The organism is Vibrio sp. FE10 (genome assembly GCF_030297155.1).
Lineage (GTDB): Bacteria > Pseudomonadota > Gammaproteobacteria > Enterobacterales > Vibrionaceae > Vibrio > Vibrio apostichopi.
This window is the reverse complement of sequence record NZ_AP028067.1, coordinates 1,984,885-1,999,746: the sequence shown is the minus strand read 5'-3', so window position 1 is coordinate 1,999,746 and position 14,862 is coordinate 1,984,885. Positions and strand designations below refer to the sequence as shown.

Below are 14,862 nucleotides of genomic sequence, written 5' to 3'. Positions count from 1 at the left end.
GTGACTTAACTTACTAGAACGACAAACATCAGGCGTGCGATTGCACACTGCCATAGAGTGTTTGATAAAGTCCTTGTTGTTCAACCAATTCACCATGTGTTCCCGTCTGTGTGACTTGTCCATCTTCTAAAACATAGATCAAATCAGCTTGTTTCACTGCTGATAATCGATGAGCCACGATCAAAGTTGTGCGATCTTTCAAAAATTCACTTAGCGCTTTGTGCAGAGCTGACTCTGTCGCTGTATCAAGTGCTGATGTTGCTTCATCTAGAATAACAAACTTCGGATTGCTCAACACCATACGAGCGATGGCCAGTCGTTGTCGTTGACCACCAGAAAGTCGAACGCCATTCCTACCAATTTGAGTATCCAAACCGTTGCTTAGCTGCTTAATCACATCTTGCATCTGAGACACTTCAAGCGCACGCCATAGCGACATTTCATCGTATTCGGCGCCGAGGGTCAGATTATGCCTCAATGTGTCATTAAAAAGTATAGGTTGCTGTAAAACAACGGCAATTTGATTACGAATTACATCAAAACTGATGTCGTCTGTTGTTTCTCCGTTATAGCGAATACACCCTGAGTCAGCTTGATAAACCCCAATCAGCAACTGTATTAATGTCGATTTACCTCCACCACTGGCACCGACAAGAGCGACCTTTTTACCCGCGGGTATATGTAAGGATAGCTTATTTAAAACAGTGTTTTCTAATGTGTAAGAGAATGTAACATCTTCAATATCGACGGTCACTTCTTGATGTTCATTGAACGGGTTCACTTTACTCACCGGACGATGCTCTTCTTCAAGTAGCAGTAGGTCGTTAATACGTTGAAGCGCTGCCTTCGCGCTATACCAAGAAAACTGAATGCCTAATAACTCTTGAACAGGGCCGAGCATGAACCATAAGTAGCCGAAGACTGCGAAAATTTGGCCAATGGTTAAATCACTAAATAACACCATCAACATTGCGACGGCGCGGAATAACTCAAAGCCTAACAGAAACAGTAAAAAGGACACTCGACCTGCGGCTTCAGATTGCCAAGCGTATTTATCGGCATCGATTCTTACTTGGTTTGCTTGAACTTTCAGTTCATCAAGAAAGATGCGCTCTTTATTAGCGGCACGAAGTTGATAGATGCCATCTAAGGTTTCAACTAAGCGATTCTGAAAACGCTCAAAAGACTGGTTCTCATATTTCTTGAGATGTTTAACACGGCTTCCAAGTTTACGAGAAAAATAAATAACAACAGGATTGACCAGTAGAATGAACAGCCCTAAGCGCCACTCTAACCAGAGTAAGACGATAGCGGTACCGAGCACCGTTAAGAAGCTGATGATAAATTTAGAAAGGGTCGAACCAATGAACTTATCAATAGTCTCTATGTCTGTAATAAGGTGAGCATTAATACCGCCGCTGCCTTTGGTCTCGTATTGTCGGATGCTAATGCGGCCAAGTTTATCGATCATCTTGCTACGCATTTGGTAGGTGATCGTTTTGGAAACCAAAGTAAATTGACGACCTTGTAGAATATTCAGCGCCTGACTGGCGGAGCGCATCAGGATAACCAACAAGAGAGTAAGAGCAATATAGCCAGTTGGCGTTTGCAGCGAGACTGGAAGTAGGTGATTCATCATCTCTAACCCTGAAGCTGGCTTATCAAGCAAAACTTCGTCGACCATGAGTGGCATAAGCAGAGGGATAGGGACGCTAATTAAGGTTGCAAGAATGGCAACAAAGTTAGCAAACAGTAATTTGGACTTGTGTTTTTTTACTTGAGTTATCAACCAAGAACGGCTAATAGTGTCTTCTGAATTGTTCATTGTAATGAGAATAAGTCCTATTTAGTTTGATGGCCGCATTTTACTGCGTTCTCTTGATAATGGAAGTCTCAATTTAATTGGAAGTTAATATGAAAATAGAACATTACCAACGCTTAACCAAACAAGCCGTTGCATTAATTGAATCAGAAACCGATCTAATTGCGAATCTTGCAAATATTAGCTCACTATTGTTCATGGAATTAGATGAACTTAATTGGGCTGGTTTTTACTTAATGAAGCAAGATAAGCAAATGCAACAAGATGAGCTTGTGCTTGGTCCATTCCAAGGTCAGCCAGCGTGTGTTCGAATTCCTGTAGGGCGTGGAGTCTGTGGAACTGCGGTTGCGACGAATACAGTTCAGCGCATTCATGATGTGCATGAGTTCGAAGGTCACATCGCTTGTGACGCTGCAAGTAACTCAGAAATCGTTATTCCGTTCTCTATCGATGGTAAAGTCGTGGGTGTTCTTGACATCGATAGTCCAAATATTGGTCGTTTTTCTCAAATTGATGAAGACGGATTGACATTTTTTATGGCTGAAGTGGAAAAGGTGCTTAATTCGCACGCGAACAAGGCATAAATTATTCTCTTACTGTGGTTTTTCCCAAGCATCTCTCTATAATACGTAAAAATATTTTCTTAATGCTCGCGGAAAACCGCAAAAACCAGGAACCCACATGGAAAACACTGAAAAGTTAAAAAACAGCAAAGAAGTTATCGCATATGTTGCTGAATGTTTCCCTAAATGCTTTACTCTAGAAGGTGAAGCAAAACCACTTAAAATTGGTATTTTTCAAGATCTTGCTGAACGTCTTAATGAAGACGAAAAAGTAAGTAAGACTCAGCTTCGTGCAGCGTTAAGACAGTACACATCATCATGGCGTTACCTGCACGGCGTAAAAGCTGGCGCAGATCGTGTTGACCTAGACGGCAACGCGTGTGGCACACTAGAAGAAGAGCACGTAGAACACGCTAAAGCTACACTTGCAGAAAGCAAAGCGAAAGTTCAGGCTCGTCGTAAAGAACAAGCACAGAAAGCTCGTGAAGAAGGCAAAGCGAAAACTAAGGCGAAGAAAGCTCAACAGCCTCGTCGTCAAGCGCCTAAAGCACCAAAAGTAGAAAAGCCTGTAGAAACACGCGCTTTGAACGCCGATGAATTCATCGCTGGCAAAGAAGTAAATGTGAACATGGGTACAGGAAACATGGCTGCGACCATTGTTGAAATCAATAAGGAAGATGTACGTGTTCAGTTAGCAAACGGCCTACAAATGGTTGTTAAAGCGGAGCACTTGCGCGCTTAAAGGAGATACTCCTACGCATGAAATGCCGTTCAAAATTGACACTGATTGCTGCTAGCTTTTGTCTAGCAGCTTCAGCTCAGGCTCTTGAAGCCAAATTAGATCAGGACGATTTACCTTTACTCGCTCCTGAGGTCCAACACGAAACTGCTAGTAAACGTGTTACTTCTCGATTTACTCGTTCTCACTATAAACACTTCAATCTCAACGATGATTTCTCTCAAGCTATCTTTAATCGTTATTTAGAGATGCTGGATTATAATCGTAATATCTTCACTCAAGCTGATATTGACTCTTTCTCCTCTTCATCTGTGCAAATTGATGATCAGCTGAAAGCGGGTAATAACCAGATTGCTTTCGATGTTTATAATCTTTCCATGCAGAAGCGTTTTGAACGTTTTCAGTATGCGCTGTCTTTGCTAGATACTGAGATTAAGTTTGATACCGATGAAAGTATTGAGCTCAATCGTAGTGAAGCAGAGTGGCCGAAAGATATCACCGAAGTGAATGAGCTTTGGAGAAAGCGTGTTAAATACGACGCGTTGAATCTAAAACTTACTGGTAAAGAGTGGCCAGAGATTCAAGAGGTTTTGGAAAAGCGTTACAACAATGCGATGAAGCGTATTACGCAATCGCATAATGAAGATGCTTTCCAAATCTACATGAACGCATTTGCGCGTGAAGTTGATCCTCACACCAGTTACCTTTCTCCAAGAAATGCAGAACAATTCCAATCAGAGATGAATCTATCTTTGGAAGGTATTGGTGCTGTGCTTCAGATGACTGACGACTATACCGTTATTCGCTCGTTAGTTGCTGGTGGCCCTGCGTCAAACAGCAAACAATTGAGTGATGGTGATCGCATTGTCGGTGTTGGTCAAGATGGCGAAGAGGTTGTTGATGTTATCGGCTGGCGTTTAGACGACGTAGTACAACTGATTAAGGGCCCGAAAGGGACCAAAGTTAAGCTACAGATCTTGCCGGAAGGTAATGACGCAAAAAGTCACGTTGTCACAATTGTACGCGACAAGATTCGTCTAGAAGACCGTGCCGTTAAATCTGAAGTTATCGAGAAAGATGGCAAGAAGATTGGTGTTCTTGAAGTACCAAGTTTCTATGTTGGCCTTTCTAAAGATACCGATAAACTGATCACTGAGCTTAAACAGCAAGGTGTTGAAGGTATTATCGTTGATCTTCGAAACAACGGTGGTGGTGCACTGACTGAAGCAACCGAACTCTCTGGTTTATTTATCAAAGAGGGACCTGTTGTTCAGGTTCGCGATAGCTACGGTCGTGTTAAAGTGAACAGTGACACCGACGGCGAAATCAGCTACCAAGGTCCATTAACGGTATTGGTGAATCGCTACAGTGCCTCAGCTTCTGAGATTTTTGCAGCAGCGATGCAAGATTACGGTCGTGCAATTATCCTTGGCGAAAACTCTTTCGGTAAAGGAACGGTGCAACAACATCGCTCTTTGAATCATATCTATGATTTGTTTGACAAAGAGTTGGGCTACGTTCAATACACTATCCAGAAATTCTACCGAATCAATGGTGGCAGTACGCAAAACAAAGGGGTAGTACCTGATATTGCTTACCCAACACCAATTGATCCAGCAGATACGGGTGAAAGTGTTGAAGATAATGCTCTACCTTGGGACAGTATTGATAAAGCAAACTACTCAGTGTTACAGCGTAACGATGACAAGATAGTTGCTTTAACTGCCCAACACCAAGCTCGCATTGCTACTGACATGGAATTTGGCTTTATCGCGCAAGATATTGAAAAATATAAGGCAGATAAAGACGATAACGACCTTTCTTTGAATGAAAAGGTACGTAAGCAAGAGAGTGATGATGCGGATGTGCTTCGTCTAGAGCGTATCAATCAACGTCAAAAAGCCGCTAAATTAGAGGTATTTAAAACGTTAGATGATATTCCTAAAGACTACGAAGCCCCAGATGCTTATCTTGATGAGTCGGTTGCTATCATGCTGGACATGATAAAGAAATAGACGCTAACGTGCCTTGTTAAAGGTGACGAATTTAAAAAGCGAGCTTAGGCTCGCTTTTTTGTATCTGCGATTTGACAAGGATAGTGGTGTTTATTTGCTCATTAGCACTACGATATCTTCTGAATAGCTCATATTTAAAGCCTGTTTTTGCGAGTGATTGTGTCACCCAGTTACTTCGTACTTAAAAATTTGGTTACTTCGCACTTAAAATTTAGTGACTTGGATCATATTTTTTCGCATTCTATTCATTACGTGCCTAAGCTTAAAGAAAACGAGGGGGCGCGTATGAAATGGATTCTACTAATTTTATCTTGTTTAAGTTTTGTTGCTTTTGGGAGCGAGGTAGCTTCGAGCAACCAACAATCAAAAAGTGATAGTAATCTATCTCATTTTGACCTTCCTCTGTTGCTTGGCGATTGGTATTTGATGAATCCAGATCCTGAGCAAGGTACTGAAAACTTTAGAGCAATCAAACTCACTCTCGATTCAAATTACTCATTCACTATCGATATCCAAAAGAAAGATTACAGTGTGGATCATTGGGAAGGTTTGTATAACGCCAATGAAGACACCATTATTTTGGGTTTGAACACCTCAGAGCCTCAGGTTTACGCCTACAGCAGCAACCATAATATGCTGAACCTTAACGGTGTTATGTTCACTAAGGCTTTGCCAAACGCTTTAGCGGGAATATGGTCAAGCGCCGAACTGTCTGGAAGCGACTTGCGTGCGAGTAACATTCAAAAAATGGATTTAGTCCTACAACCTGACTTTATATTCATGTTCCGAGTATCAGATGAGGAAGGTGGTGAAGTTATTCGTCGCGGAGTGTATTACACCGAAGGTGACCAGTTGGTGTTGCTTTATGAGAATGGTGAGCATGGCACTCGTTACACATTGAACAGTGATGTGTTGACGCTTCAAGGTGAAGAGGGAGACATGTTTGCGGTACTCAATCGCATCCGATAATCGTGAGTTTTAGTAGTAAAGTCGTACTCGTTGATAATATTGTGCACAGTTCATTTCTTAGGCGTTCCTATCTGATTTGATTGATAAAATAGCAAAACATGGAGGCATTTTCCTACAATGCCTCCTTTTTTTAATATTCCCCTTGTTTTATTGGCGCTCAACCTTTAGATATATACAGTTAAAAAATAATTACGTATAACGATCAAAAGGAACCCGTCATGGCACATACACCTCAAGCCAAGTATCGTAAAGATTATCAATCACCATCTCACACTATTTCTGAAATCGATCTGACTTTCGATTTGTACGATTCAGCATCCATCATTACCGCTGTTTCTAGTGTTAAGCAGGAGAAAGAAAGCTCGACATTAGTACTTGATGGTGAAGGCTTGAAGTTGGTGTCTGTTCTGGTTGAAGGTAAGGAGTGGACGCAGTACAAACAGTCTGAAACTTTGCTTACTCTGAATGATCTTCCGAAAGATTTTACACTAACGATCGTTACGGAAGTTGACCCTGAAGGGAACAGCGCACTTGAAGGTTTGTACAAGTCGGGTGGTGCGTTCTGTACTCAATGTGAAGCTGAAGGTTTCCGCCGAATTACTTACTACATGGATCGCCCTGATGTGTTGGCGAAATTCACGACAACGGTCATCGCAGACAAAGCTGAAAACCCATTCTTATTAAGTAATGGTAACCGTGTCGACGAAGGCGAAGCTGAAAACGGTCGTCACTGGGTGAAATGGCAAGACCCACATCCAAAACCAGCGTACCTGTTTGCTTTAGTTGCGGGTGACTTTGATGTACTTCGTGACGCATACACCACACAATCTGGTCGTAATGTTGACCTCGAAATCTTTGTCGACAAAGGCAACCTCGACCGCGCAAATCACGCGATGGTTTCTTTGATTAACTCAATGAAGTGGGACGAAGAGCGTTTCAATCTTGAGTATGACTTAGACATCTACATGATCGTTGCCGTTGATTTCTTCAACATGGGCGCGATGGAAAACAAAGGCCTGAACGTATTTAACTCTAAGTTTGTTTTGGCGAATGACCAAACAGCAACCGATACCGACTACTTAGGTATCGAAGCAGTAATCGGTCACGAATATTTCCACAACTGGACAGGTAACCGAGTCACTTGTCGCGATTGGTTCCAGTTAAGCTTGAAAGAAGGTTTAACGGTTTTCCGTGACCAAGAGTTCTCTTCTGATCTTGGCTCTCGCGCAGTCAACCGCATCAACAATGTTCGCATTATCCGCGGGCCACAATTCGCTGAAGATGCGAGCCCAATGTCTCACCCAATTCGCCCAGAAAAAGTGATAGAAATGAATAACTTCTACACATTGACGGTATACGAAAAGGGCAGTGAAGTGATCCGAATGATCCACACATTGTTGGGTGAAGACGGTTTCCAAAAAGGCATGAAGCTTTACTTTGAACGTCACGATGGTACCGCTGCAACATGTGAAGACTTCGTTGCGGCAATGGAAGATGGATCGGGCGTTGACCTGTCTCAGTTCCGTTTATGGTACAGCCAGTCTGGTACGCCGACGCTTTCTGTTGAAAGTCATTACGACACAGAGAAAAAAGAGTACACGTTAACGACTCGCCAAGTAACAGCGCCAACTCATGAGCAAACCGAAAAGCAAGCTCTGCATATCCCTCTAGATATCGAGCTATACACAGCGTCGGGTGATGTGATTGAGTTACAATGTAACGGTCAGCCAGTTCATAATGTATTAGATGTGAAAGAAGCGGAACAAACGTTTGTGTTTGAGAATGTAAACGAGCAACCAGTTCCCTCTCTGCTGCGTGAGTTTTCTGCACCGGTGAAACTTGAATACAACTATTCAGATGAAGAGCTGATCTTCTTGATGGTGAATGCTCGCAACGAATTCTCCCGTTGGGATGCAGGGCAAATGCTGCTAGCGAAATACATCCGTAGCAACGTAGATAACGTTCAACAAGGTCAAAAGTTTGCACTTTCTTCTGAAGTGGTTGATGCATTCCGTGGTGTATTGCTCAGTGATTCGTTAGAGCCTGCATTTATCGCAGAGATGCTTTCACTACCAAGCCATAACGAAGTGTCGGGTTGGTACGAGCGTGTTGACATCGATGCGGTTGCGTCAGTACTTCATTCAATGAAAGTGACGTTAGCAAAAGAGCTTGAAGATGAACTTGCTGCGGTTTACCACAGCAATGCATTAACAGAATACACGGTTGACCATGATTCAATTGGTAAGCGTACTTTGCGTAAAGTGTGTTTAAGTTACTTAGCGCATACTGAAAAGGGTGATGACTTGGTTGTTGCTATGTACCAGCAAGCAAACAACATGACAGACACAATGGCTGCAATGGGCGCGGCGAACAGTGCGCAACTCCCATGTCGTGAAACTTTAATGGCGGATTACAGCGACAAGTGGAAACACGATGGTCTTGTCATGGACAAGTGGTTTGCTCTTCAAGGAACGAACCCAAGTTCAAACGCACTTGAAGTGATCAAGGCGTCTATGTCACACCAAGCGTTTAGTTTGAAAAACCCGAACCGTACTCGTAACTTAGTCGGTTCTTTCTTAAACATGAACCCAGTTCAGTTCCACGACAAGTCAGGTCAGGGCTATGAGTTTGCAGGCGAAATCTTGCGTGAGCTTAACAGCAGTAACCCACAAGTAGCATCACGTCTGATTGATCCTTTGCTTAAGTTCCGTAAGTACGACGATGCCCGTCAAGCTCTGATCAGAAAAGAACTTGAGACGTTAAAGAACATGGACAACCTAGCAAAAGACTTATTTGAGAAAGTGACGAAAGCACTAGAGGCTTAAGCTCGCGCTCATTCACGTAACTGTTTGTTAAACAGTTTACGAAAAGTCATCAGTGGTAGAGAATCTCTGCCACTGATTTTTTTGTTTCTGGATTCTCGTTTTTCAAGCAGGATTGGTTGCTTAGTCAAAAATCGTTGTTTAAGCTAAATCCTTTGATTAAACAGGATCTGCTGTTTAAGGGAAATCAGACTCAAAGTAAGGTTCGCCTTCTAAACAAGCTTCCAAACTGAGATGTTTCCAGCTTTAAACAATGTTCGCCGTTTAACATTTCCACTGTTCAACATCGTTTTGTGCCAAAAAACACTGGCACTGTATATTTATACAGGTATCGTATGAATCGCTATATTTTCCAACTTAACATCTCATATCAACAGTTTTTGGCCAGCTATTCTGGTGCCGCAAGTAAAGTTCAAGTGATAACGACCACTGGATTACGTCTACAGTTACCTGCAACTCGGTTCAGACCATTTCTTACACAAATAGGGGTTAGAGGGCAGTTTAGACTGACAACTGACCAAAAAAATAAGTTTATTAAGTTGGAAGCTCTGTAAACCTTGGCGTGCCTAGTGAGTTAAAAGGAATCTTAATCACATAATCAAACATTTCACCTCTTACCACCTCCAAAACAATTAACTATTTCTCAATAATGCTTTTACAATAAATGAATGCATTACCTTTGCTTAACTCGTTAGTAGGAAAGAGCTCAACGGCTCAATTCAAACACCAGCTTAAGTAAGCCCCCTAATAATAAAATATAATTCTAATTGTGGAGTGTGACTATGACCGCACGTGAAACTGTGGTTCCAGTTTTACTTGAAAAAGTGTACAAACTGATTCAAGACAAACTTGACCTTGCTCATCGACCTCTCGTAACTCAACTTGCTCAACACTTGTTTAGTAACGTTTCTCACGACGATCTAACTCAGAGAAACGAATCCGATTTATACGGTGCTGTAGTTAGCTTATGGCATCACATCAATGAAAAGAAAGCCGACGAAATTTCTGTCCGTGTTTTTAACCCGACAGTAAGTCGTCAAGGCTGGCAATCGACTCACACTATCGTTGAGATAGTGGTACCAGATAGCCCATTCCTCGTTGATTCTGTAAAAATGGCATTAACTCGCCTCGATCTCTCTTCTCACCTTATGCTTCATAATCCAACACAAATCTCCCGTTCTGATAAGGGAAGTGTGGTTGGTGTCAGCAACAATGAAGGTGCATTCCAATCGCTTTTCCATATTGAGGTTGACCGTCTTAGCAGCAAAGCTGAAATGACCGCACTTAAAACCGAGCTACTGGATATCTTTACCGATACTGGCCTTGTGGTTAATGATTGGCTGAAAATGGTAGAACGACTTGAAGAAGTTACCAACCAAGTTGAAGAGCAAAAAGAGACGATTCCAGTCGATGGTCAGCGCTTTGATGAAACTCTCGCGTTCCTTCGTTGGTTAGGCGAGCACAACTTTACATTTATGGGCTACAAGGAATATGACCTTGTTTCTGTGAATGGCGACACTGAACTGCAACCTACCAAGGAGCAAGGCCTTGGTTTGTTCGCAAATTCAGATCGTGTACGTAACGTTAAGCTGTCTGAGTTTTCTGACTCGGCACGCTTAGAAGCGAAAAAACCGTATGTATTGATCGTAACCAAGGGCAACACGGCTTCACGCATTCACCGCCCAGCTTACAATGATTACATCGGTATCAAGAAGTTTGATAAAAACGGCAAGGTTATCGGTGAGCACCGCTTTACGGGCCTTTACACTTCTGCAGTGTATAACCAAACCGTTGAAAGCATTCCTCTAGTTCGCGAGAAAGTTGAGCGTATCTTAGATGCAAGTGGTTACCGTAAGGGTTCATATTCTTACAAAGCACTGCACAATATTCTAGAAAACTATCCGCGTGATGAACTGCTTCAAGCTCGAGAAGAAGAGCTACTTGAAGTGGGTACGGGCGTTGTACAAATGCAAGATCGCGATCTTCTACGCTTGTTCGTTCGCAAAGACCCGTTTGGCCGTTTTTTTAGCTGTATGGTTTATGTAACAAAAGATCGTTACAACACCGAGCTTCGTCGTCAAACCCAGCGCATCTTGAAGCAATACTTCGGTTGCGAAGAAGAAGTCGAATTCACGACATACTTCTCTGAAAGCCCACTGGCAAGAACGCACTATATTGTTCGTGTTGATAACAACAACATGGATGTGGACGTGAAAACAATTGAGCAAAATTTAATGGAAGTATCGTCTACGTGGGATGACCGCCTGTCTGAATCAATCGTTGCTAACTTCGGTGAGAGCAAAGGTCTTCCGTTATCGAAAGAGTACATGCGTGCATTCCCACGTTCGTACAAAGAAGACATGATGCCTGGTTCTGCGGTTGCAGATATCGAACGCCTAGAAGCTCTTAGTGAAGACAACAAACTTGGCATGCTTTTCTACCGTCCTCAAGAAGAGGCGGCAGATTCTAAAGCTGTTCGTTTGAAATTGTTCTACCACAGTGATGAGCCGATTCATCTGTCTGATGTTATGCCAATGCTTGAAAACTTTGGCCTGCGCGTTATTGGTGAATCACCTTATGAAGTGCGCAAGACCAATGGGGTGACTTATTGGATCCTTGATTTCTCGATGCTGCATAAGAGTGACAAGACGATTGATCTTCGTGAAGCTCGCGATCTATTCCAACAAGCCTTTGCTGCTATTTGGGCGGGTGAGTTAGACAGCGATGGTTTCAACCGCTTGGTATTGGGTGCAGGTCTTTCTGGCCGTGAAATCTCAATCTTACGTGCGTATGCGCGATACATGCGCCAAGTTGGTTTCCCATTCAGCCAACAATACATTGAAGACACATTGTCTCATTACCCAGATCTAGCGAAAGGGTTAGTGAGCTTATTCGGCAAGCGTTTTGATCCTAAATTGAAGGGCAGCGCGAAAGGCCAACAAGATCTTATTAAGAAGATCACTGAACAATTAGATCATGTAGAAAGCTTGGATGATGATCGTATCATTCGCCGCTACATGGAAATGATCACAGCAACGCTTCGTACTAACTACTATCAGTTAGACGACAACAAACAGTCTAAACCTTGGTTGGCTCTGAAAATGAGACCAAGCGAGATTCCAGATATCCCAGCGCCGGTTCCTGCGTTTGAGATCTTCGTTTACGCACCAGACATTGAAGGTGTGCATCTACGTGGCGGTAAAGTCGCTCGTGGCGGTTTACGTTGGTCAGACCGTCAAGAGGATTTCCGTACTGAGATTCTAGGCCTAGTTAAAGCACAACAAGTTAAGAACACTGTAATTGTACCGGTTGGTGCAAAAGGTGGTTTCGTTTGTAAGCGTCAGCACATGATGTCTGGCCGTGATGAGATCTTCGCTGAAGGTCAACGTTGTTACAAGCGTTTCATCCGTGCACTACTAGACGTATCAGACAACATTATTGAAGGCGAGGTTATCCCACCGAAGAGTGTTGTTCGTCACGATGAAGATGATCCGTACTTGGTTGTTGCTGCCGATAAAGGTACAGCAACGTTCTCAGATCTCGCAAACTCAGTGTCTGATGAGTACAACTTCTGGTTAGGCGATGCGTTTGCCTCTGGTGGTTCTAACGGTTACGACCATAAAGCGATGGGTATTACCGCGAAAGGTGGTTGGGAATCTGTTAAGCGTCACTTCCGTGAAATGGGCATCAACTGTCAAACAACGGATTTCACTGCTATTGGTGTAGGTGATATGGCGGGCGATGTGTTTGGTAACGGTATGCTGTTGTCTAAGCATATTCGTATGCAAGCTGCGTTTAACCACATGCATATCTTCATTGACCCGAATCCAGAATCAGCATCAAGCTGGGTAGAGCGTGAGCGCTTGTTTAATCTACCTCGCTCAAGCTGGGAAGATTACAACAAAGACCTTATCTCTCAAGGTGGTGGCATCTTCTCTCGTCGAGCTAAGTCGATCCCTTTGACGCCTGAAATTCAGAAAATGCTGGGTACCAAGAAAGCATCAATGGCACCGAATGACTTGATCAAAGCGATCTTGTCTATGCAGGTTGATCTTCTTTGGAATGGCGGTATCGGTACATATGTTAAGTCTTCAAACGAGACTCATACTGATGTTGGTGACCGTGCAAATGACGTGCTTCGTATCGATGGCCGTGACTTGAAAGCTAAGGTTGTTGGTGAAGGCGGTAACTTGGGTATGACTCAACTGGGTCGTATCGAATATGCGCTAACGGGTGGCCGCGTTAATACCGACTTCGTTGATAACGTTGGTGGTGTTGACTGTTCGGATAACGAAGTAAACATTAAGATCTTCTTGAATGGCTTGGTATCTAATGGTGATCTAACCGTTAAGCAACGTAACCAAGTACTTGAATCAATGGAAGATGAAGTTGGCGAAATCGTACTAGACGACGCATATTGCCAAGCTGAATCTATTTCGGTTACTGAGCATCAAGGTGTTGGCTTAGTCAAAGAGCAAATCCGTTTTATTCACACTATGGAGAAAGCAGGGTACTTGGATCGTGGTTTGGAATACATCCCAGATGACGAAACATTGCTTGAGCGTGAAAAACAAGGTCAAGGCCTAACAAGACCAGAGCTTTCTGTACTTGTTGCTTACGGTAAAATGGTGCTTAAAGAAGATCTTGTTAGTGATGATATCGCTAATGATGAATTCCATGCTCAGCAGCTAATGCAATACTTCCCAACCGCGTTACGTCGTAACTATTCTCAGCACATGGATAATCATCCACTACGTTCTGAAATCATTGCGACGGCACTGGCTAACCAAATGGTTAACGAAATGGGTTGTAACTTCGTTACTCGTCTGCAAGAAGAGACGGGCGCAAATATCGTTGATATTGCAAATGCTTACGCGGCATCACGTGAAATCTACGGTCTTGGCCATGTTCTGAAGAGCATCCGTGAACTGGACAATGTTTCAAGTTCTGAAGCTCAATATGAATTGATCTACCATGTTCGTCGTACACTTCGTCGTTTGGCTCGTTGGTTACTAAGAAACCGTACTGGTAAACAGTCAGTGAAAGCTCTGATTGAACTTTACCAAGGCGATGTTCTTACTATCACAGAGAAACTGGATGAAAACCTAGTGGCTTCTGAAGTAGAAGAGCATAACGCAATGGCACAGCTATGGATTGACCAAGGCGTAAGCGCTGAGTTAGCCAATTCAGTCGCACGTTTGTCTAGCTTGTACTCAGCACTGGATATATCTACAGTGGCTCGTGAAACAGGCAAAACAGTACAACAAGCTTCTAAGCTTTACTTTAATCTTGGTGACCGCTTGTCATTGCACTGGTTCTTGAAGCAAATCAATGGCCAAGCGGTAGACAACAACTGGCAAGCACTGGCACGAGCGGCATTCAGAGAAGATCTGGATTGGCAGCAACGTCAGCTAACTGGCCAAGTACTTAACTGCGGTTGTGCTTCAGATATTGATGTGATTAAAGCGCTTGATGACTGGATGGAAAGCAACTCGGTTTCTCTACATCGTTGGGAAAGCATCTTGAACGAATTTAAGGTAGGTTCGGTTCATGAGTTTGCTAAGTTCTCAGTAGCACTACGTGAATTGATGCTATTGAATCTAAACTGCATGTCGACAGACTAGCGATTAGATAAAAACGAAAAGAAACAAGGGCAGGCCATTAGGTCTGCCTTTTTCGTTTGGCTGAATAGTGAATGACATGTCCAATTATTTCATTGAGCCACTTATGGTTAGTCAACTTAGCTTCTAATTGGTCGAGTTAATTGATGTTGGTTACACGAATGATAGTCAAATGGGCGATCGGTCGGAGTATACGGTAACGTTTGCTTAATAATAAACCTCATTCGTTAGCAAACTCGATTATCTTACCCTTACAGACAGTAATAGATTGAATAGTTGGGTAAATAAGTAAATAATATCGCCCCGTTTAC

At 42.9% G+C, this 14,862-nt stretch carries 8 protein-coding genes; 7 read left to right on the top strand and 1 reads right to left on the bottom strand.

Features of this window, described 5'->3' with window-relative positions; all coding sequences use genetic code 11:
• Positions 1-28 precede the first annotated feature (28 nt).
• Positions 29-1,825, bottom strand: coding sequence for an ABC transporter ATP-binding protein (locus QUF19_RS09145; protein ID WP_102437547.1), 1,797 nt, complete (start codon positions 1,823-1,825; stop codon positions 29-31).
• An 89-nt stretch (positions 1,826-1,914) separates the two neighbouring features.
• Here QUF19_RS09145 and QUF19_RS09140 point away from each other — a divergent pair, with 89 nt between their 5' ends.
• The 7 genes from QUF19_RS09140 to QUF19_RS09110 all read left to right on the top strand — a co-directional run bounded on the left by QUF19_RS09140 (position 1,915) and on the right by QUF19_RS09110 (position 14,554).
• Positions 1,915-2,406 (top strand): GAF domain-containing protein, encoded by a 492-nt coding sequence (locus QUF19_RS09140; RefSeq protein WP_065104250.1) that lies wholly within the window; start codon positions 1,915-1,917, stop codon positions 2,404-2,406.
• A gap of 97 nt (positions 2,407-2,503) precedes the next feature.
• The gene (gene proQ, locus QUF19_RS09135; RefSeq protein WP_017106990.1) at positions 2,504-3,127 is read left to right on the top strand and encodes an RNA chaperone ProQ; all 624 of its coding nucleotides are present in this window, start codon (positions 2,504-2,506) and stop codon (positions 3,125-3,127) included.
• A 17-nt stretch (positions 3,128-3,144) separates the two neighbouring features.
• A complete protein-coding gene (gene prc / locus QUF19_RS09130) occupies positions 3,145-5,139 on the top strand; it encodes a carboxy terminal-processing peptidase (protein ID WP_286291606.1) in 1,995 nt (664 codons plus the stop codon).
• A 285-nt stretch (positions 5,140-5,424) separates the two neighbouring features.
• Entirely contained in the window at positions 5,425-6,108 is a 684-nt protein-coding gene (locus tag QUF19_RS09125) for a hypothetical protein (protein ID WP_086969803.1), read from the top strand.
• Between the two features lie 218 nt (positions 6,109-6,326).
• Positions 6,327-8,933 carry an aminopeptidase N gene (gene pepN, locus QUF19_RS09120; RefSeq protein ID WP_286291599.1) on the top strand — a complete coding sequence of 869 codons (2,607 nt, stop codon included), beginning with the start codon at positions 6,327-6,329 and terminating at the stop codon, positions 8,931-8,933.
• Between the two features lie 332 nt (positions 8,934-9,265).
• The gene (locus tag QUF19_RS09115; protein WP_004733645.1) at positions 9,266-9,484 is read left to right on the top strand and encodes a DUF2835 domain-containing protein; all 219 of its coding nucleotides are present in this window, start codon (positions 9,266-9,268) and stop codon (positions 9,482-9,484) included.
• A 228-nt stretch (positions 9,485-9,712) separates the two neighbouring features.
• Entirely contained in the window at positions 9,713-14,554 is a 4,842-nt protein-coding gene (locus QUF19_RS09110; RefSeq protein ID WP_286291545.1) for an NAD-glutamate dehydrogenase, read from the top strand.
• Positions 14,555-14,862: the final 308 nt, after the last annotated feature.

What these genes read in the sequence shown, in the direction of transcription:
- QUF19_RS09140 (WP_065104250.1), top strand. Translation starts at nt 1,915, where the DNA reads ATGAAAATAGAACATTACCAACGCTTAACCAAACAAGCCGTTGCATTA.
- proQ (WP_017106990.1), top strand. Translation starts at nt 2,504, where the DNA reads ATGGAAAACACTGAAAAGTTAAAAAACAGCAAAGAAGTTATCGCATAT.
- QUF19_RS09125 (WP_086969803.1), top strand. Translation starts at nt 5,425, where the DNA reads ATGAAATGGATTCTACTAATTTTATCTTGTTTAAGTTTTGTTGCTTTT.
- QUF19_RS09110 (WP_286291545.1), top strand. Translation starts at nt 9,713, where the DNA reads ATGACCGCACGTGAAACTGTGGTTCCAGTTTTACTTGAAAAAGTGTAC.
- prc (WP_286291606.1), top strand. Translation starts at nt 3,145, where the DNA reads ATGAAATGCCGTTCAAAATTGACACTGATTGCTGCTAGCTTTTGTCTA.
- QUF19_RS09115 (WP_004733645.1), top strand. Translation starts at nt 9,266, where the DNA reads ATGAATCGCTATATTTTCCAACTTAACATCTCATATCAACAGTTTTTG.
- QUF19_RS09145 (WP_102437547.1), bottom strand. Translation starts at nt 1,825, where the DNA reads ATGAACAATTCAGAAGACACTATTAGCCGTTCTTGGTTGATAACTCAA.
- pepN (WP_286291599.1), top strand. Translation starts at nt 6,327, where the DNA reads ATGGCACATACACCTCAAGCCAAGTATCGTAAAGATTATCAATCACCA.